The sequence below is a fragment of the Hydrogenophaga sp. genome (assembly GCF_026125825.1).
Taxonomy (GTDB): Bacteria; Pseudomonadota; Gammaproteobacteria; order Burkholderiales; family Burkholderiaceae_C; genus Hydrogenophaga.
In genome coordinates this window covers 1-19,571 of the sequence record NZ_JAHCKK010000083.1, presented here as the reverse complement: position 1 = coordinate 19,571, position 19,571 = coordinate 1, and the positions used below count along the sequence as shown (strand labels likewise).

At 66.4% G+C, this 19,571-nt stretch carries 17 protein-coding genes and 1 pseudogene; 12 read left to right on the top strand and 6 right to left on the bottom strand.

The window, feature by feature from the left end; genetic code table 11:
• Positions 1-338: 338 nt before the first annotated feature.
• Positions 339-953: pseudogene (locus KIT86_RS19930) on the bottom strand (substrate binding domain-containing protein); the annotation flags it as partial.
• Between the two features lie 274 nt (positions 954-1,227).
• Between KIT86_RS19930 and KIT86_RS19925 the strand changes: the two are divergent.
• Positions 1,228-2,160, top strand: coding sequence for a LysR family transcriptional regulator (locus KIT86_RS19925; protein WP_297401595.1), 933 nt, complete (start codon positions 1,228-1,230; stop codon positions 2,158-2,160).
• A 321-nt stretch (positions 2,161-2,481) separates the two neighbouring features.
• Positions 2,482-3,117, top strand: a complete 636-nt coding sequence (locus KIT86_RS19920) for an autotransporter outer membrane beta-barrel domain-containing protein (RefSeq protein ID WP_297401597.1) — start codon at positions 2,482-2,484, stop codon at positions 3,115-3,117.
• A gap of 217 nt (positions 3,118-3,334) precedes the next feature.
• On the opposite strand, the gene gyrB is transcribed toward KIT86_RS19920, so the two are convergent.
• The 3 genes from gyrB to dnaA form a co-directional block, all read right to left on the bottom strand.
• A complete protein-coding gene (gyrB, locus tag KIT86_RS19915) occupies positions 3,335-5,950 on the bottom strand; it encodes a DNA topoisomerase (ATP-hydrolyzing) subunit B (RefSeq protein WP_297401594.1) in 2,616 nt (871 codons plus the stop codon).
• Positions 5,951-6,032: 82 nt separating this feature from the next.
• Positions 6,033-7,139: a DNA polymerase III subunit beta gene (dnaN, locus tag KIT86_RS19910; protein WP_297401592.1), complete on the bottom strand. Its 1,107-nt coding sequence runs from the start codon at positions 7,137-7,139 to the stop codon at positions 6,033-6,035.
• Positions 7,140-7,277: 138 nt separating this feature from the next.
• The gene (gene dnaA, locus KIT86_RS19905; RefSeq protein ID WP_297401590.1) at positions 7,278-8,696 is read right to left on the bottom strand and encodes a chromosomal replication initiator protein DnaA; all 1,419 of its coding nucleotides are present in this window, start codon (positions 8,694-8,696) and stop codon (positions 7,278-7,280) included.
• Positions 8,697-8,930: 234 nt separating this feature from the next.
• On the opposite strand from dnaA, the gene rpmH reads away from it, so the two are divergent.
• From rpmH to KIT86_RS19870, 7 genes are all read left to right on the top strand, one after another.
• On the top strand, positions 8,931-9,065 hold the full coding sequence (gene rpmH, locus KIT86_RS19900; RefSeq protein ID WP_006299042.1) for a 50S ribosomal protein L34: 135 nt from the start codon (positions 8,931-8,933) through the stop codon (positions 9,063-9,065).
• Positions 9,066-9,132: 67 nt separating this feature from the next.
• Positions 9,133-9,555, top strand: coding sequence for a ribonuclease P protein component (gene rnpA / locus KIT86_RS19895; protein ID WP_297401587.1), 423 nt, complete (start codon positions 9,133-9,135; stop codon positions 9,553-9,555).
• Positions 9,545-9,832 (top strand): membrane protein insertion efficiency factor YidD, encoded by a 288-nt coding sequence (gene yidD, locus KIT86_RS19890; RefSeq protein ID WP_297401585.1) that lies wholly within the window; start codon positions 9,545-9,547, stop codon positions 9,830-9,832. Before rnpA ends, yidD begins: the two co-directional genes overlap by 11 nt.
• On the top strand, positions 9,829-11,538 hold the full coding sequence (yidC, locus tag KIT86_RS19885) for a membrane protein insertase YidC (RefSeq protein WP_297401583.1): 1,710 nt from the start codon (positions 9,829-9,831) through the stop codon (positions 11,536-11,538). The genes yidD and yidC overlap by 4 nt, the downstream gene beginning before the upstream one ends.
• 162 nt (positions 11,539-11,700) lie before the next feature.
• Positions 11,701-13,107: a tRNA uridine-5-carboxymethylaminomethyl(34) synthesis GTPase MnmE gene (gene mnmE / locus KIT86_RS19880; RefSeq protein ID WP_297401581.1), complete on the top strand. Its 1,407-nt coding sequence runs from the start codon at positions 11,701-11,703 to the stop codon at positions 13,105-13,107.
• A gap of 106 nt (positions 13,108-13,213) precedes the next feature.
• Entirely contained in the window at positions 13,214-13,705 is a 492-nt protein-coding gene (locus tag KIT86_RS19875; RefSeq protein ID WP_297401579.1) for a Crp/Fnr family transcriptional regulator, read from the top strand.
• Between the two features lie 84 nt (positions 13,706-13,789).
• Complete coding sequence (locus KIT86_RS19870) at positions 13,790-14,503, top strand: hypothetical protein (RefSeq protein WP_297401577.1); 714 nt, start codon at positions 13,790-13,792, stop codon at positions 14,501-14,503.
• Positions 14,504-14,518: 15 nt separating this feature from the next.
• On the opposite strand, the gene KIT86_RS19865 is transcribed toward KIT86_RS19870, so the two are convergent.
• Both KIT86_RS19865 and KIT86_RS19860 read right to left on the bottom strand, forming a co-directional pair.
• Positions 14,519-15,064, bottom strand: coding sequence for an adenine phosphoribosyltransferase (locus tag KIT86_RS19865; RefSeq protein ID WP_297401575.1), 546 nt, complete (start codon positions 15,062-15,064; stop codon positions 14,519-14,521).
• Between the two features lie 213 nt (positions 15,065-15,277).
• Positions 15,278-17,263: a monovalent cation:proton antiporter family protein gene (locus KIT86_RS19860; RefSeq protein WP_297401573.1), complete on the bottom strand. Its 1,986-nt coding sequence runs from the start codon at positions 17,261-17,263 to the stop codon at positions 15,278-15,280.
• A 60-nt stretch (positions 17,264-17,323) separates the two neighbouring features.
• Between KIT86_RS19860 and KIT86_RS19855 the strand changes: the two genes are divergently transcribed.
• The 3 genes from KIT86_RS19855 to lptC are packed head-to-tail and all read left to right on the top strand — an operon-like array spanning position 17,324 to position 19,547.
• Positions 17,324-18,322, top strand: a complete 999-nt coding sequence (locus tag KIT86_RS19855; protein WP_297401571.1) for a KpsF/GutQ family sugar-phosphate isomerase — start codon at positions 17,324-17,326, stop codon at positions 18,320-18,322.
• 2 nt (positions 18,323-18,324) lie between these two features.
• The gene (locus tag KIT86_RS19850) at positions 18,325-18,879 is read left to right on the top strand and encodes an HAD family hydrolase (protein WP_297401568.1); all 555 of its coding nucleotides are present in this window, start codon (positions 18,325-18,327) and stop codon (positions 18,877-18,879) included.
• Positions 18,876-19,547: an LPS export ABC transporter periplasmic protein LptC gene (lptC, locus tag KIT86_RS19845; RefSeq protein WP_297401566.1), complete on the top strand. Its 672-nt coding sequence runs from the start codon at positions 18,876-18,878 to the stop codon at positions 19,545-19,547. Before KIT86_RS19850 ends, lptC begins: the two co-directional genes overlap by 4 nt.
• The last annotated feature ends 24 nt before the right edge of the window (positions 19,548-19,571 follow it).

Genomic DNA, 19,571 nt, shown 5'->3' with positions numbered 1-19,571 from the left:
TGGCAGTTTGAGGGATGAGGCCAGCCAGCTCGCCCAGCTTGTGAAAGTTTTCCAATCCGGTACAAGTTAGGCAGATCTGGCCTGAGACTGATCAGACCCCGGGGCTCGGGTATCGAGCGTTCGGTTTCAGGGCGTCGAGTTCGGTGCAATGGGTGGCGCTGCAACGGAGAGGAAGTGGAAATGACGGGACACTGGGTCCGGTGAAGTCAACGCCGGTCCAGTTATTTTCATCCGGCAGTCTCCCTTGAAAACCAAAACACCTGGACTTTCTCCGGCGCGAGAAAAACTTGCTTGGCTAGAGCAGTGCGGGTACTCGGCCTTCCGCCGACTGCAAAGCGCTACAAACGTTGAGGCCCGGTCTCGTCTCGCGGCATCGACTCGCGCACGATGTCGATGAATGTGCGAAGCCGGCGCGGCTGCAGCCGCGATGCCGGGTAGATCAGGTACATGGGCAGAGGGGCGGCGCGCCATGCCGGGGCCAGATGAACGAGGCGGCCATTCGAGAGGTCGTCCGTGACGAGCCACGCCGACACGATCGCCGCGCCCAGGCCATCCAGGGCCGCGCGGCGCAGGGCGTAGAGGCTGTCGGTGGCCAGTCGAGGCGCGATGGCGAAGGCCTTCTCCTGGCCATCGGCTTCGTGGCGCAGGCGCACCTCGCGCTGGTAGAAGGTGCTCAGCGCCAGCCAGGGCAATGACACCAGCTCATCGGGGTCCAGCGGTCGCCGGGCCGTGACGAGGCCGGGCGCGGCCACCACGATCCGCGGCACCTCGGCGATCAGCAGGGCGACCACGGAGGGGTCGTTCACCGTACCGACGCGAATCGCGCAGTCCACGTCTTCGGCGGCGAAGTCGGGCAGGCGGTCGTTGAGGCGCCACTCGACCGAAACCTCCGGGTAGCGACGCAGGTAGTCGGCCAGCGGCTTCATGAGCTGATCTTGCCCCAGCGCGATCGGCTGCCTGCAACCCGCGCTCCAGGTCGGCCTGACGCGCGTGCGGCACGTGGCCGATCACACCGCCTGTTGCCGGGTTGAGCACCGCGGAGGTTTCGCGGTCTCTGCGGTCGATCCACTCTCCGTCGATGAAAAGAAACAACTCGTCGTATGGCGTCGCCATGTGATCTCCTTTGCTCTGCTTGCTCAAATCTGTTGAAGTCAAGAGAATCGTAGGGATGTCATTCATAGAGAACAATCCCAGCGTTCGCGAAACGTCTTTGCAGGAGGTGCAAAGATGAGTCAGGCCCGCACCATGGAGAACCTGGAGGTTTTCGTCGATACGGTGCGTGCGGGGTCGTTCTCTGCGGTCGCGCGGCGCAGAGGCGTGGCTGTGTCCTCGGTGGCGCGGCAGATCGATGCGCTGGAGGAAGAGTTGAAGGCGTCGCTGTTCACACGCTCGACGCGTGCGTTGCGCCCGACCGATGCCGGCAAGCTCCTGTTCAGCCGCGCCGTCAAGATCTTGAGCGATCTCGCCGACGCACGCAGCGAGGTGGTTTCGTTCGAGGCGGCGGTGGAGGGCGTGCTGCGGGTCAGTTGCCTGCCCACATTCGGGCGCCGATACGTGGTTCCCTGTCTCGCGCAGATGTTCCATACCCATCCGGGCCTCAGCGTGGAGCTGGACTTGACGGAGCGGATCGCCGATCCGACCACGGAGCGGCTGGATCTGGCCATCCGCTTTGGCCACCTTCCAGACAGCACGCTCATCAGCACCAAGCTGGCCGAGCAGACCTACGTGGTGTGTGCGGCCCCGGATTACCTGGCGCGCCACGGTGCTCTCCACTCGCTGGATGAGCTGGAAAACCACCGATTGATCGACAAGCGCCGCAGCCAAAGTCCCCTGGGATGGCGCGAAGTCCTGGGGGACGACTTGCTGCAATATGGCCACTGTGTGTTTGAGTCCGATGACTTCGAAGCGCAGCGGCAGGCTGCGCTGGCGGGCGCGGGGATCGTGCGCCTGCCGGACTGGGTGGTGGGGCACGATATTGGCCGTGGAGAACTGGTGGCTCTGCATCCGGAGGGAATGCCCCCCGCCGAGATGACGGGCATCCATCTCGTGCGGGCGTTGCGACGTCCCAGCGCCCGTTTGAAGGCCTTCGTGACCGCGCTTTCGGACCACGTCGGTCGACCTGCAAGTTGGCAGCGCGCCATGCAGAGGCAGCTGCCATGACGTGGTTGCCTGATCGCGCGTGTGCCTCAAGCGCGGGCCACGGGGCGCAACGGGTTCGAAGCCGGTGCGGCCACTTCATTCCAGCAAGGTTTGCGGGGTCCGTTCGCCACTTTGCCCACGGCATTTGATCGCGCGCCCGCGGGCAGGGCGACCGCGTATCTGGGCCGAGCCACTTTCTTCTTCAGCTTCGCGTGCGCGTGCCGATAGGGCAGTGGGCAAGACTTGCCCGCCACGCCATTGCCCGACACGGAACACGACCGGCACCGGTTCCCTGTCTCGAACCACTGGAGGCCTGAATCGTCATGACAACGAAGCGCATGCCTGGGATGCGACCATCAGAACGAACCGGCCCGCGCGGCGAGACTTTTCGCGGCCGGCGCTCTCACCTACCGCCACCCCGACAACTTCTACGTGGACACCGTGCTACAAGGTGGGCGCCATCGCTACGGCGTGTCGCCCCTCACGGCGTCGGCCAGCCACGGCAAGGGCGACAGCCTGCTCGCGTCCGTGGAGGTGGGACGGGGTTTCCAGCTTGCCTCGGGCTGGATGCTGGAGCCGCAATTGCAGGTCATCCACCAACGCGTCGACCTCGACGGCGTGGGTATGGCGGGTGCCGACGTGGAGCAGAACACCGGCAGTCGCTGGACGCTGCGCGCCGGCCTGCGCGTGAAAGGCGAGCGGTCCACCAGCGCTGGCATGCTGCAACCCTACGCCCGCTTGAACATTTACCACAGCAGCAGAGGCTGGGACATGACCCGCTTCACCGGCCCTGCCGGTGCCACGGATGTGGCCACTGGCACGGGTGGAGCGAGCGCCGAACTCGCCGCGGGCGCCACGCTCGCCTTGTCAGCCGCCACCAGCGTCTACGGCGAGATCGGCACCATGCGAGCCGCGAGCGGGAATGCGCAGCACAGTGGCGGACTCAACGGTACGGTGGGCTTGCGGGTGCGCTGGTAGGGCAATCGACGCGGTCGTTGGCCTGCCGCGAGATGCTGTGCACCTGATCGCGTGAGAATGAGTCGCGAAGGGGCGCAACGCCATGGGCGGCGTGGCGCCCGCGCGCCGAAAGCTCGGCTTCGCCAGGAACGACTTGGGAAATTGGCAAGCCACTTGCGTCCGCCAGTGGCAGAACCATGGCGGGACTTGCAGTGGCTTGGGTGGCCTGCGGCCGCCCTCACACGTCGATGTTGCCCGCGCGCAGCGCGTTGGTTTCGATGAAGTCGCGGCGCGGTTCCACCTCGTCGCCCATCAGCATGGTGAACACGCGATCGGCTTCGATCGCATCGTCGATCTGCACGCGCAGCAGGCGGCGCACGTTGGGGTCCATGGTGGTTTCCCAGAGCTGCTCTGGGTTCATTTCCCCCAGGCCTTTGTAGCGCTGGCGGCTGGTGGTGCGCTCGGCCTCACTGATGAGCCAGCGCATGGCCTGGCGGAAGTCGCCGACCTTTTCTTCCTTCTGCTTGTCGCCTTCACCGCGCATCACTTTGGCGCCCTCGCCCAGCAAGCCGCGGAAGGTGTCGGCTGCGATGGCCAGCGCAGCGTAGTCGGCACCATGCACGAAGTCCTGCGTGAGCACGCTGCTCTTGATGTTGCCATGGTGGCGGCGGCTGATGCGCAGGATGGGCTTGTCGCTGCGCACGTCGAACTCGGCCGCCACTTCGGCCGGCACGCCGGTCGTGGCCAGCTCGCGCAGCTTGGCCTGCAGCGCAACCGCGCTGACCTCGGCCTGCTCCACGCTGTCGAGGTTGAGCGCCACGCCATCGGCGATCGCGCGCAGGGCTTCGGCGTCCATGAAGTTGGACAGGCGCGCGATCACGCTCTCGGCGATCTGGTGCTTGCGCGCCAGTTCACCCAGGGTGTCGCCGCTGAGCGTGCTTTGCGTGGCGCCGCCGGTGAACACGCTGGCGTCCTTCAGCGCGATGCGCAGCAGGAAGCCGTCGAGTGCGGAAGCGTCCTTGAGGTACAGCTCTTCCTTGCCGGCCTTGACCTTGTACAGCGGCGGCTGCGCGATGTAGATGTGACCGCGCTCGACGAGCTCGGGCATCTGGCGGTAGAAGAAGGTCAGCAGCAGGGTGCGGATGTGTGCGCCGTCGACGTCGGCGTCGGTCATGATGATGATGCGGTGGTAGCGCAGCTTGGCGACGTTGAAGTCGTCCACGCCCGCCGTGCCGCCCGCGCCGGTGGCCTTGCCGATGCCAGTGCCCAGCGCGGTGATCAGCGTGAGAATTTCATTGCTCGTCAGCAGCTTCTCGTAACGCGCTTTCTCCACGTTCAGGATCTTGCCGCGCAGCGGCAGGATCGCCTGGAACTTGCGGTCGCGGCCCTGCTTGGCGGAGCCTCCGGCGGAGTCGCCCTCCACGATGTAGATCTCGCACAGCGCCGGGTCTTTTTCCTGGCAGTCGGCGAGCTTGCCGGGCAGGCCCATGCCGTCGAGCACACCCTTGCGGCGGGTCATCTCGCGCGCCTTGCGAGCGGCTTCACGGGCGCGCGCGGCTTCGACGATCTTGCCGCAGATGATCTTGGCGTCGTTCGGGCGCTCCTGCAGGTAGTCGGCCAGCAGGCGGCTCACGATGTCTTCCACCGGGCCTCGCACTTCGCTGGAGACCAGCTTGTCTTTGGTCTGGCTGGAGAACTTGGGCTCGGGCACCTTGACCGACAGCACGCAGCACAGGCCTTCGCGCATGTCGTCGCCGGTGACCTCCACCTTCGCCTTCTTGGCCAGCTCGTTCTCTTCGATGTACTTGTTGATGACCCGCGTCATGGCCGCGCGCAGGCCGGTGAGGTGGGTGCCGCCGTCGCGCTGCGGGATGTTGTTGGTGAAGCACAGCACCTGCTCGTTGTAGCCGCTGTTCCATTGCATGGCGACTTCCACGCCGATGTTGGTGCCTTGGTCGCTCTGGCGGTCGCCCATGGCGTGGAACACGTTGGGGTGCAGGACGGTCTTGCCCTTGTTGATGAAGTCCACAAAGCCCTTGACGCCACCAGCGCCAGAGAAGTCGTCTTCCTTGCCGCTTCGCTCGTCCTTCAGGCGGATGCGCACGCCGTTGTTGAGGAAGGAAAGCTCGCGCAGGCGCTTGGAAAGGATCTCGTAGTGGAAATCGGCGTTCTCCCGGAAGATCTCGTAGTCGGGGAGGAAGTGCACCTCGGTGCCGCGCTTCTCGGTGGCGCCAGTGATGCGCATGGGCGAGATCTCCACGCCAGTGGGCGTGGTCTCGATCACGCGGTTCTGCACGAAGCCGCGCGCGAATTCGAGCTGGTGCACATGGCCTTCGCGGCGCACGGTCAGGCGCAGCCACTGCGAGAGTGCGTTCACGCAGCTCACGCCCACGCCGTGCAGGCCGCCCGAGACCTTGTAGCTGTTCTGGTTGAACTTGCCGCCCGCGTGGAGTTCGGTCAGCGCAATTTCAGACGCCGAGCGCTTGGGCTCGTGCTTGTCGTCCATCTTCACGCCGGTGGGGATGCCGCGGCCGTTGTCCACCACGCTGATGGAGTTGTCGGTGTGAATGGTCACCACGATGTCATCGCAGTGGCCGGCCAGGGCCTCGTCGATGGAGTTGTCCACCACTTCGAACACCAGGTGGTGCAGGCCGGTGCCGTCGGAGGTGTCGCCGATGTACATGCCTGGGCGCTTGCGCACGGCCTCCAGGCCTTCCAGGATCTGGATCGAGCCTTCGCCATAGCCCTCGCTGGCGCCGGCCTGGTGGGCGTCGATGGTGGGCTGGAAATTGGAGCTTTCGGCTTGCGCCTCACCGGTGTTGACGGATTCGGCGGGCTTGTTGGCGTCGGACATGGTGGAATTTCTCGATCTCAGTAAACGCCAAACCCGCGGTGTTCGCGGGTTTGGAATGCGGGAGCAACCAGGGGGTTGGACCTCAGATGCGCATCGGCATGACAACGTATTTGAAGGCGTTGTCGTCGGGGTTGGTGACCAGCGCGGAGCTGTTGCCGTCGGACAGTTCGATGCGGACCATCTCCTGCGACATGTTCTGCAGCGCGTCGATCAGGTAGGTCACGTTGAAGCCGATCTCGATCGTGTCGCCACCGTAGTCGATGTCGAGTTCGTCCACGGCCTCTTCCTGCTCGGCGTTGCTCGATGCCACGCGCAGCACGCCGGGCTCGACATTCAGGCGCACGCCCTTGAACTTCTCGCTGGTCATGATGGCGGTGCGCTGCAGGCTGGCCAGCAGGGGCGCGCGGCCCAGGGTGACGATGTTCTTGTGGTTCTTCGGGATCACGCGGTTGTAGTCGGGGAACTTGCCTTCGACCAGTTTGGTGACGAATTCCATGCCGTCAAAGCTGAACTTGGCCTGGTTGGCCGCGAACTGCATCTCGATCGCGCCTTCCTTGTCGGACAGCAGGCGCTGGAGTTCCAGCACGGTCTTGCGCGGCAGGATGACTTCCTGCTTGGGCACTTCCACGTCCAGCGTGCTGGAGGCGAAGGCCAGGCGATGGCCGTCGGTGGCGACCAGGCTGAGCTGCTTGCCCTCGGCCACGAACAGGATGCCGTTGAGGTAGTAGCGGATGTCGTGCACCGCCATCGCGAACGAGACCTGGCTCAGCAGGCTCTTGAGCGTCTTCTGGGGCACGGAGAACACGGGGCCGAAGCTGGCCGACTCCTGCACCAGGGGGAAGTCCTCGGCAGGCATGCTCTGCAGCGTGAAGCGGCTCTTGCCACCCTTGAGGATCAGCTTGCCGGCATTCGACTCCAGGCTCACGGTCTGGTCGCCCGGCATGGTGCGCAGGATGTCGATCAGCTTGCGCGCGCCCAGCGTGGTGGCGAAGTTGCCGCTGTCGCCATCGAGTTCGGCGGTGGTGCGGATCTGGATTTCCAGGTCGCTGGTGGTCAATTGCACCTGCGAGCCGGTCTTGCGAAGCAGGACGTTGGCCAGGATCGGCAGGGTGTGGCGGCGCTCCACGATGCCCGCGACCGATTGCAGCGCGGCCAAAACCTTGTCCTGGGTCGATTTCAAAACGATCATGTCAGACTCTTTCTTCTCTGGTTGCTTGTCGGCCGGCTCCTGCCTCCCGGTTGGCCTTCTTCGTCGTTTCGGCCAAATCCCCGCTATTTTCGCCTTTTTGTGATCGGCCCCGGCAAAACGGCCCCCGGGTCATCCCGCTCATCCCTTGAGCGTCTGCTCCAGCACGTGCAGCTGCTGGTTCAGTTCGGTGTTCTGCTGGCGTTCGGCCGCGATTTTGCGCACCGCGTGGAGCACGGTCGTGTGATCACGACCGCCAAACAGCTCCCCGATCTCGGGCAGGCTCTTCTGGGTGAGTTCCTTGGCGATGAACATGGCGATCTGGCGCGGCCGCGCAATGCTGGCCGGGCGCTTCTTGCTGTACATGTCGGCCACCTTGATCTTGTAGAAATCGGCCACCGTCTTCTGGATGTTCTCCACGCTAATCTGCCGGTTCTGGATCGACAGCAGGTCCTTGAGCGCATCGCGCGCGAGCTGGATGGAGATTTCCTTCTGGTTGAAGCGCGAATAGGCCAGGATCTTGCGCAGCGCGCCTTCGAGCTCGCGCACGTTGGACCGCACGTTCTTGGCCACGAAGAAGGCCACTTCCTCGGGCATGACGGCGTTTTCCACCGCCGCCTTGTTGATCAGGATCGCCACGCGCATTTCCAGCTCGGGAGGCTCGATGGCGACCGTGAGACCCGAGTCGAAGCGCGAGACCAGCCGCTCGTGGATGTCGGCCAGGCCCTTGGGGTAGGTGTCGCTGGTCAGCACGATGTGGCTCTTCTTGGCCAGCAGCGCCTCGAAGGCGTTGAAGAACTCCTCCTGCGTGCGCTCCTTGTTGGCGAAGAACTGGACGTCGTCGATCAGCAGCAGGTCAAGCGAGTGATAGCGCTCCTTGAACTCATCGAAAGTCTTGCGCTGATAGGACTTGACCACATCGGAGACGAACTGCTCGGCGTGGATGTATAGAACTTTGGCCTGTGGACGGTCTGCGAGCAGGTGGTTGCCTATGGCGTGCACCAAGTGGGTCTTGCCCAGACCGACGCCGCCGTAGATGAAGAGCGGGTTGTACAGCTGGCCCAGGCTGCCGGCGACATGCATGGCTGCGGCGCGCGCCATCCGGTTGGCCGAGCCCTCGACCAGGGTGGAGAAGGTCAGCGCCGGGTTCAGCCGGGTCTTGGGTCCGCTGGGCGCCACGACCTCGGCCGGCGCCAGATCGGGCAGCTCGGAAAGCACCTGGTCTTGCACCGTGCGCGGCGCAGGAGACGTGCGGCTGGGGGCTTCGCGCGGAGCAAGCACCAACTCCAGCGTGACTGGCGCCCCTTGGAGGGTCTCCAGCAGCGCCGAGATGCGGGAGGCGTACTGGGCCCGAATCCAGTCCATCTTGAACCGGTTGGCCACGGCCACGACCACCTTGGAGCCGTCGGCCGCGACCGTGGCGGTCAGTGGCCGGATCCAGGTGTTGAACTGTTGCTCAGGGATTTCTTGCGCAAGCCGGTCCAGGCAGGTGGACCAGAGCGAGAGGGTGTCGGGCCGGGGGGTGGCCAGGGACGTGTCAGGGGGAATGCCCTCGATCATGCTGGGAGCGGTGAAGAGTTGTGGTTGTGGACAAATGTCTCGGGGCAATCCTGGGATTGTAGTGCTCGCCGCAACTTATCCACAAGGCAGGGAAAGCACCGTTGGCAGTCGGTGGGCAACGGGCCGCCGGGTCTGGGGGCTTGAAGCGATGCGGCGGCTTTCCGCGCCAAGTGCTTGCCGGGCATCGGGTTTATTTGCGATAATTGCGGGTTTCCCCGATTTCTATAGAGCACCATGAAACGCACTTACCAGCCCTCCAAGATCCGCCGCGCCCGCACCCACGGCTTCCTCGTCCGCATGAAAACCCGCGGGGGCCGTGCCGTGATCAACGCCCGCCGCGCCAAGGGCCGCAAGCGCCTGGCCGTCTGAGGCTGCGCGTGTTCTGCCGGCGCCGACTCGCCCGGCTCCCTCGCCGCGTGACCCGGACGGTTCAGCGGTGACCCAGCGGCTGCGGTCCCGGCAACAGTTCCAGGCCGTCATGGCGGGTGCCCCCGTGGCCAAAACCCCCCACTTTGCCCTGCACCGAGCCGCGCTCTCCAGCGCGCACGAGGGCAGGGCCTTGTTTCCCGTGGCCGATGCCTGGGTGGGTGTCCTGTTGCCCAAACGTTGGGCCAAGCGTGCCGTCACGCGCAACGCGATCCGACGCCAGATCTACGAAGTCGCCCGCCACCGGGCCGCGAGCCTGCCCCAGGCGGCGCTCGTGGTGCGCCTGCGCAGCGAGTTCAGTCGCCAGCAGTACGTCAGTGCCACGTCCGACGCGCTCAAGCGCGCGGTGCGCGCCGAGCTCGAACAGCTGCTCGCGCCGCCGCGTTCCGCACCCCGGGTGGCGCCGACGGCGGAGGTCCGGCATGCTGTCTGACTGGCCACGCCAGGGACTGCTGGGCCTCGTCAAGGGGTACCGGTTGCTGCTCAGTCCGTGGCTCGGCAGCGGCTGCCGCTTCGAACCCTCCTGCTCGCTCTACGCCATCGGTGCGCTGGAGCGCCATGGCGCCCTGGGCGGCACCTGCCTCACGCTGCGGCGCCTGGTCCGCTGCCACCCGTGGTGCGACGGTGGCCATGACCCGGTGCCGGCCGCGATGCCCACGCTGTTCTCCAGTCTGATTTCACCTTCCTGCGAAAAGAAGAACCCGTCATGAATGACATCCGTCGGTCCATCCTGTGGGTGGTTTTTGGTCTGTCGATGGTCCTCATCTGGGACAAGTGGCAGATTCACAATGGCCACAAGCCCACCTTCTTTCCCGGATCCGCGCCGGCCGTGACCGCGCCCGCCGCGTCCACCAGCCAGCCGGCCGGTGGCAGCCAAAGCGCCGGCGTGCCGACCGCGGCGCAGACCGGTGCAACGCCCGGCGGTGAAACCCCCGCTGCAGCGCCTGGTGCCGTGGCCCAGCGCCACGAAGTCACCACTGACCTGTTCAAGCTGGTGTTCAACAGCGAAGGCGGTTCGCTGATCGGCGCGGAGCTGCTCAAGCACGCCGAAGCCACCGGGCAGAGCAAGGACAAGACCGAGCGTCCGTTCACCCTGCTGGCCCAGGGCGGCGAGCACATCTACGTGGCCCAGACAGGCCTGATCGGCGGCAACTTCCCGACCCACAAGACGCCCATGACGCTGGTGGGCAATCCCACCAGCCTGGCCGATGGCCAGAACGAGCTGCAGGTGCGATTTGAGTCGGCCGAAGTCGGCGGCGTGAAGCTGGTCAAGACCTACACCTTCACGCGTGGCCGCTACGACATCGGTGTGCAGCACGAGGTGCAGAACGTGGGCAGCCAGGCGGTCACGCCCCAGCTGTACCTGCAGCTGGTGCGCGACGGCAGCAAGCTCAGCAGCGAAACCCCCTTCTACTCGACCTTCACCGGGCCGGCGGTCTACACCGCAGAGAAGAAGTACCAGAAGATCGAGTTCGCCAACATTGAGAAAAACAAGGCCGAGTTCGTCAAGTCCGCCAGCGATGGCTACGTGGCGATGGTGCAGCATTACTTTGCTTCGGCCTGGCTGCTGGGTGACGGCGTGGCGCGCGAGAACTTCGCGCGCAAGATCGACAACAACCTGTTCGCCGTCGGCAGCATCACCGCACTGACCGCCATCGAGCCGGGCCAGAGCCAGAGCCAGCAGTCGCGCCTGTTCCTGGGCCCCCAGGAAGAGAAAGTGCTCGAAACCATCGCCCCCGGCCTGGAACTCGTGAAGGACTACGGCTGGCTCACCATCCTGGCCAAGCCCCTGTACTGGCTGCTGGAGAAGATCCACGGCTACGTGGCGAACTGGGGCTGGTCCATCGTGCTGCTGGTGGTGCTGATCAAGGCGGCGTTCTACTGGCTCAACGCCAGCGCGTACCGCAGCATGGCCAAGATGAAGAAGATCAATCCCCGCATCATGGAAATGCGCGAGCGCCTCAAGGGCAATCCGCAGCAGATGCAGCAGGAGATGATGAAGATCTACCGCGAGGAAAAGGTCAACCCGCTGGGCGGCTGCTTCCCCATCCTGATCCAGATTCCCGTGTTCATCGCGCTCTACTGGGTGCTGCTGTCCAGCGTGGAGATGCGCAACGCGCCGTGGGTGGGCTGGATCACCGACCTGTCCTCGCCCGACCCGTACTTCATCCTGCCCCTGGTCATGGCCGTGACCACGCTGATCCAGACCGCGCTCAACCCGCTGCCCCCGGACCCGCTGCAGGCCAAGCTGATGTGGCTGATGCCGCTGATGTTCTCGGTCATGTTCTTCTTCTTCCCGTCCGGCCTGGTGCTGTACTGGATCACGAACAACGTGCTGACCATCGCGCAACAGGCGGTGATCAACAAGAGCATGGGCGTGCCGCTGAAGTTCAGCATGCCGAACTTCAAGGCGTGATCCCGTGATCGGATGACCCCCTGCGCCGCTGACGCGGCTTCCCCCTGAAGGGGGATGGCGTCTTGGGCCGGCGAAGCCGGACCCTGGACGCCTCTGGAGGGTGTGCTTCTCCCCGGTGAAGGGCCTGCGTTGCGGGCCCTTTGTCTTTTATGCTCCACCACCATGCTTGCTGCTTCGCGTGACCCCATCGTTGCCATCGCTACCGCGCCCGGTCGTGGAGCCGTGGGTATCGTGCGGGTGTCGGGGCAGGGGCTGGCGTCTTTCGTGCAGGCCCTGCTGGGGCGGCCTCTGAAGCCGCGTGAGGCGACCTACCTGCCGTTGACCGATGCCACAGGTCAGCCCATCGACCATGGCCTGGCGCTGTGGTTCCCTGGCCCGCACTCCTACACCGGCGAAGACGTGCTTGAACTGCAAGGCCATGGTGGGCCGGTGGTGCTGCAGTTGCTGCTGGCGCGCTGCCTGGCCGTGGCGCGCGACACGGCTCACACCATGAGGCTGGCGCGTGCGGGCGAATTCACCGAGCGCGCCTTCCTCAACGACAAGCTCGACCTCGCGCAGGCCGAGGCGGTGGCCGATTTGATCGATGCCAGCACCGAGGCCGCCGCGCGCAGTGCCTCGCGTTCGCTGGCCGGCGTGTTCTCGGGCCGGGTGCACGCGCTGCGCGACGCGCTGATCGATCTGCGCATGCTGGTCGAGGCCACGCTGGACTTTCCTGAGGAAGACATCGACTTCCTCCAGAAGGCCGATGCCGCCGGCCAGTTGCAACGGCTGCGTGATGCACTGGCCGAGGTGCAGGCCCAGGCCCGTCAGGGTGCCTTGCTGCGCGACGGCCTGCAGATCGTCATCGCGGGCCAGCCGAATGCGGGCAAGAGCTCGCTGCTCAACGCCCTGGCCGGGGCCGAGCTGGCCATCGTCACGCCTGTGGCCGGCACCACGCGCGATGTGGTGCAGCAGACCATCCAGATCGAGGGCGTGCCCTTGCACATGATCGACACCGCCGGCCTGCGCGACAGCCCCGATGTGGACGAGGTCGAGAAGATCGGCATCGAGCGCGCCTGGGATCGCATCCAGCGCGCCGATGCGGTGCTGTTCCTGCACGACCTCAGCCGAGCCGACGATGCGGACTACCAGGCGGCCGATGCCTCGATCGCGGCCAGTCTGGCCAGCACCCTGCCCACTGGCGTGCCGGTGCTGCACGTCTGGAACAAGCTGGACCAGGCGGGTGACCGCGTGCCCGCCGCGATGGCCGCTCAGGCCGACACACTGGCGATCTCGGCCAAACACGGTGCCGGCCTGGAGGCCTTGCGCCAACGGTTGCTGACCCTCGCAGGCTGGCAGCACGCGGGCGATGGCCTGTTCATGGCGCGCGAGCGGCACTTGCAAGCCCTGCGGCGGGTGGGCGAGCACCTCGAGGCCTCGCACGCCTTGCTGCAGGCGCGCGCCGAACACCTGGACCTGCTGGCCGAAGAACTGCGCCTGGCACAGCAGGCCTTGAGCGAGATCACCGGCGAGTTCACCGCCGACGACCTGCTCGGCGAGATCTTTTCGCGTTTTTGCATCGGCAAATGACGCGCGGCCACCGCTCGGTGCCGCTGTGAAACCGTTGAGAGTGCAACTGTAAGCACGGGTAAGAACAGGCTTGCGCGTGCAGGTCGTGCGCGGTTATCTTGACCGCATGAACGCCCAGTTGCCCGCTTCCGTGCGCTTTGACATCCATGGCCTGGCCCAGTCCATGCGGCTGAGCAGCGCGCTGGATGCCGTGCCTCTGAATCTGACGGACGCCCAGTGGCCTCAGCTGGCCAACTACCTGCAGCCGGTGGCGCTGCAGCAGGGGCAGGTGCTGATCGAACAAGGGGTTAAGGACCGCACGGTCTACTTCGTGGAGAGTGGCACCCTGACCGTGCATTACGAGGATTCTCGCGAGCGCGTGCGCATCGCCGTGGTGGGTTCGGGCTCGCTGCTGGGCGAAGGCGCGTTCTTCAGCCACCTGCCGCGCAGCGCCACGGTGCACGCAGGCAGCGATTGCCGGCTCTGGTGCCTGACCCCCCTGCGCTTTCGCGAGCTTTCCTCACGGCATCCCGATGTCGCGCTGGAGCTCAGCGTGGCGATGTCGGCCGTCTTGGCGCGCCGCATGTACAACCGGCCCAAGCGGGTCGCCGTGACCTGAGCGCCGCGGGCACGAGCGGATCAAGGCCTTCCGGTGTTGCTTTTTCAACCCTTTGCGCGCACGTCCCTGGCGCACACTTTGCCCATGTCCTTGATGAGCTGGCTACAGGCCAAAAAATCCGTTGCACCTGGCAAGGGTCCATTCACCCGGGCCCGCAAGAAGTTCAGCCAGACCACGCTGCCACTGATCTCGCCGCGCCGGGGTCGCCGCATCCTGCGCCGCGAGCAGCTGTTCGCGGTGGTGCGCGAGTCGCTCATCCGTGCGGGTGTGCTGTCCACGAGTTACGAATTCAAGGTGCTCACGCTCGACGCGAACGGCGACAGCTTCCTGGTGCTGGTCGACCTCGCGTTGCCTGCCAAGGCCATGCCCGACGAGTACTTGCTGGAGATCGAGCGCTGGATCCAGCACAGTGGCCAGACCCGGCATGAGATGGATGTGCGCTCCGTCTACTGGCGCCGCAAGGCGGCGCACGATCAGGTGGGCATGGCCCTCAAGGCCGCCGTGGCGGCCCAGACCCGCCGTGAGGCGGTGCCGATGACGCCGGGCCTGGTGCCCGAGCCGGTCAAGGCCGTCCCCACGGAGCCCAGCCCGACGGCGATTCCCCGGCCCGCCATCACGCCGTCCGGCGCACCCGCGCAAGTCGTGGGCGCGGACGAGGTGGAGGCGTTCCGTCTCGCGCTGCAAAGCGTGGCCACGCCGCCCTACCGTTCACCGGCCGAAGCACGGGTGCAACTGCCGGTGCCGGAGTCACACAGTGATTTCGGGGCCTTGAGCGAAACCCAGTACGGCAAGCTCTGATGCCGGGCTGGCCGCTCAATGGCCGGCGAAGTCGAGCAGGGTGAAGAGCTTGAGGCCGCAGGCGCGCAGCTTCTGCGAGCCACCCAGTTCCGGCAGGTCGACGATGGCCGCGCCTTCCATCACTTCGGCGCCCAGTTTTTCCAGCAACCGGCGCCCGGCCATCATGGTGCCGCCCGTGGCGATCAGGTCGTCGATCAACACCACCTTGTCGCCGGCCTTGACCGCGTCGGTGTGCAGTTCCACGGTGGCGCTGCCGTACTCCAGCTCGTAGGTCTCCTCCACCGTGGTAAAGGGCAGCTTGCCCTTTTTGCGGATGGGCACAAAGCCCACGCCGAGTTCGTAGGCCAGCACCGAACCGATGATGAAACCCCGCGCGTCGAGCCCGGCCACCACCGTGGGGCGCAACGCGGGGTCCATGTAACGATGGACGAAGGTGTCGATCAGCACGCGGAAAACCTTCGGGTCTTGCAGCAGCGGCGTGATGTCGCGAAATTGCACGCCTGGCGCCGGCCAGTCGGGCACCGTGCGGATGTGGGATTTCAGGAAGGCGGAGGTGTCCATGGGCTCGGTCCGTGAGGGAGCGGCCATTATCTGCGGTGCAGCAAAAAAAAGCCCCGGCACAGCGGCCGGGGCTCAGACCATGGCGACCCTTGAACAAAGCCATGGGCTGCAACGAGAGGCCGCAATCGGCCTTGGGCGCATTCTGGATTCCCGGGCCTGCCGCCCGCCAGGGCTTCCGGCGTGTGGTGGCTGCCGGCCGACGAAGTGGCGTGATCAGCCCGAGAGCAGCTTCTCTTCGGCCAGGGCCAACGAGGGTGCCTTTCCGCTGATCACCACGGTGTCGCCGCTTTCGAAGACGATCTCATCGCTGGGAGGCAGGGGTTTGCCGCTGGCGCGCCGCAGGCTCACCACGCGCACGCCGACCGCGTGCAGCGCAAGGCTGCCCAGGGTCTTGCCGACGTTGCGGCCACCGGGGGGCAGGGTCACGGTGTTGAGGCGTTCGTGGTCGATCTCGTCACCGCCGTCGTCGTCGGCGCCATGAAAGTAGCCACGCAGCAGGTTGTAGCGCGCATCGCGCTGGTCCTGCACCACGCGGATCACCCGCCGCATCGGCACGCCCACCAGCGCCAGCGCGTGGCTGGCCAGCATCAGGCTGGCTTCGATGGCCTCGGGCACCACTTCCGTGGCGCCAGCGGCGCGCAGTTTTTCCAGATCGGCGTCGTCCACCGTGCGGACCACCACCGGCACATGCGAGGCTTGCTCGTGGGCGTGGCGCAGCACCTTGAGCGCGCTGGGCGTGTCCAGATAGGTCACCACCACGGCGCTGGCGCGGTGCAGGCCTGCGGCCATCAGGGCCTGCAGGCGCGCGGCATCGCCGAAGACCACCGAGTGACCCGCGGCAGCGGCCTGGCGGACGCGGTCCGGGTCGAGGTCGAGCGCCATGTAGGGGATGTGTTCGGCCTCCAGCAGGCGCGCCAGGTTCTGGCCACAGCGGCCATACCCGCAGATGATCACGTGCTTGTCGGCGTTGATGGCCTTGCGCGCGATGCTGGTCATCTGCACCGACTGCATCAGCCAGTCGCTGCCGACCAGGCGCGTGACGATGCTGTTGGCGTAGAGGATGGCGAACGGGGTGGCCAGCATGGAGATCACCATGCTGGCCAGAATGGGGTTGAACAGCTGGGGAGGGACCAGGTTGTTCTGGCCAGACAGCGCGAGCAGCACCAGGCCAAACTCGCCCGCCTGCGCCAGGTACAGCCCGGTGCGCAGGGCGGTGCCCATGGGCGCCCCGAAGGCGCGCGTGACGCCCGTGATGAGCGCGAGCTTGAACGCCATGGACACCGACAGCAGCAACAGCACGAGCGGCCAGCGTTCCAGCACCAGTCGCCAGTCCAGCATCATGCCGATGGTGATGAAGAACAGCCCCAGCAGCACGTCGTGGAAGGGGCGGATGTCGGTCTCCACCTGGTGCTTGAACTCGGTCTCCGAGATCAGCATGCCGGCCACGAAGGCGCCCAGCGCGAGCGAGAGCCCGGCGTGTTCGGTCAACCAGGCCAGGCCCAGGGTGATGAGCAGCAGGTTGAGCATGAAGAGCTCGTCGCTCTTTCGGCGCGCGACCTGCGTGAGCCACCAGCGCATCACTTTCTGCCCGCCGGTGAGCAGCAGTCCGAGCAGGAGCACGGCCTTGAGCGTGGCCCAGCCCAGCGCGCGCAACAGCTCCTCGGGCTCCGAAGCCAGGGCGGGAATGATCACCAGCAGGGGCACCACGGCCAGATCCTGGAACAGCAGAATGCCCAGCACACGCTTGCCGTGTTCCGACTCGAGCTCCAGCCGCTCGGCCACCATCTTGATCACGATGGCGGTGCTGCTCATGGCCATCACGCCGCCCAACGCCAGCGCGGTCTGCCAGGGCACGTTCCACCAGGTGGGCAACAGCAGCGCGAGCAACAGCGAACCCACGGTGGTCAGCAGCACCGTCAGCACCACCTGCGACAGGCCCAGGCCGAACACATGCCGCTTCATCGCGCGCAGCTTGGGCAGGCTGAACTCCAGTCCGATCACGAACATGAGGAACACCACGCCGAACTCGGCCAGGTAGCGCACGCCGCTCGAGTTTTGTGCCAGCGCCAGCGCGTTCGGCCCGATCACCACGCCCACCACCAGGTAGCCCAGCATCGGTGGCAGGCGCAAGGTTCGGCACGCCACCACCGCCAGCACGGCGGCCAGCAGGTAGAGGAGGGCGAGGTCGAGCGAATTCATGAACCGATGGTAATGGCTGGCCTACCACGCGGCGGCAGGCCGGCAGCGATAATTGCGTCCATGAGCCTGCCCCCTTCCTTCGATCCTGCCCGGGCCCTGGCCCTGGCGCAGGAAACCCTGAGCATCGAAGCGCAGGCGGTGACCGCCGTGGCGCGCCGGCTGGACGCCTCTTTTGCCCGGGCCATCGAGCTGGTGCTGGGCATTCCCGGGCGCGTGGTGGTCATGGGCATGGGCAAGAGCGGCCACATCGGGCGCAAGATCGCCGCCACCCTGGCCTCCACCGGCACGCCGGCCATGTTCGTGCACCCGGCCGAGGCCAGCCATGGCGACCTGGGCATGATCACCAGCGCCGACGTGGTGCTCGGCATCAGCAACAGCGGCGAAAGCGAAGAGCTCACGGCCATCCTCCCGCTCATCAAGCGCATGGGCGTGCCGCTGTTGGCCATCACCGGCCGGCCCGACTCCACGCTGGGCCGACACGCCGACGTGGTGCTCGATGCCTCGGTCGACAAGGAGGCCTGTCCGCACAATCTGGCGCCCACCGCCAGCACCACCGCCCAGCTCGCGCTCGGCGACGCGTTGGCCGTGGCCCTGCTGGATGCGCGTGGTTTCAAGGCCGATGACTTTGCCCGCTCCCACCCCGGTGGTGCGCTCGGGCGCAAGCTGCTGACCCACGTGAGCGACGTCATGCGCAGCGGCGACCAGGCGCCCCGCGTCGGTCCGGATGCCGGTCTGATGGAACTCATGCGCGAGATCAGCGCCAAGGGCCTGGGCATGACCGCCGTCGTGGACGGTGACGAGCGCGTGGTGGGCATCTTCACCGACGGCGACCTGCGCCGCCTGATCGAGAAGACCGGCAGCGGTGCCGACCTGCGCACCTTGGTGGCGCGCGATGTGATGCACGCCCAGCCGCGCACCGTGCGTCCCGATGCGCTGGCCGTGGAGGCCGCCGGCCTGATGGAGGCCAACCGCATCACCAGCGTGCTGGTGGTGGACGGTGCCGGCCGCCTGCAGGGCGCGCTCAACAGCAACGACCTCATGCGCGCGAAGGTGATCTGAACGTGGAACCCCTGCGCCCGGTGCTGAGCTTCCCACCCACCCTGCTGCTGCGCGCCCAGCCGGTGCGCGTGGTGTTCTTCGACGTCGACGGCGTGCTGACCGACGGCAGCCTGTACTTCAGCGAAGCGGGCGAAACCCTCAAGCGCTTTCACACACTCGACGGCCTGGGCCTGCAGATGTTGAAGCGCGCGGGCATCACCCCGGCGGTGGTGAGCGGGCGCGACTCTGCCGCCTTGCGCCTGCGCCTGTCCGCGCTGGGCGTGGTGCATGCGCGCCTGGGCACCGAAGACAAGGCCCCGGCGGCCGAGGCCATCCTGGCCGAACTCGGCCTGGACTGGAGCGCGGCCGCCGCCATGGGCGACGACTGGCCCGACCTGCCCTTGCTGCGCCGCGCCGCGCTGGCAGCCGCGCCCCCCACCGCGCACGCCGAGGTGCTCGCCGTGGCCCACCACGTCACCGAGCGCCCGCCCGGTGCGGGCGCCGTGCGCGAGCTGTGCGATCTGCTGCTGGTGGCCCACGGGGCCTATGCCCGCGAGCTGGAGGCGGCCGCGCGGTGAGCACGTCCGACCCGCTCGACTTCTTCGACACCGTCGACCAGACGATGGATGCGCCGCGCGCGCCGCGCCGCAAGCGCAAGCTCATGGACAGCTTTTCAATCTACTTGCCGGTGCTTCTCATGGGGCTGCTCGCGCTCGCTTCCTATTGGCTGCTGCGCGCCACGCCAGCGCCCGAGGCAGCCGAGCCCGACCGGCCGGTGAGTGCCGAGCCCGACTATTTCATGCGCCGCTTCTCCGTCAAGGCGTTCGATGCCAAAGGCACGCTCAAGACCGAGGTCAAAGGCCTGGAGGCCCGCCACTACCCCGCCACAGACATGGTCGAGATCGACAACGCGCGCATCCGCCACATCGGCGACCAAGGGCTGCCCACGCTGGCCACCGCGCGCCTGGTGACGACCAACGGCGACAACACCGAGTTCGTGCTCCGGGGTGACGCGGTGATCGTGCGCGAGGCGGGCAACGACCTGAATGGCCAGCCCCAGCCCCGGCTGGAGTTCCGTGGCGAATTCCTGCACGTGTACCTCGACCCCGATCGCATCGTCTCCGACCAGCCTGTCACGCTGCTGCGCGGCAGCGACCGGCTCGTCGCCGACACCCTGGACTACACCGGCGAGGACCAGGTCGCGCGCTTCAAGGGCCGTGTGAAAGTGCAGCTGTCGCCGCGTTGAGCGCTCCACCTGGGTCCACCGCCA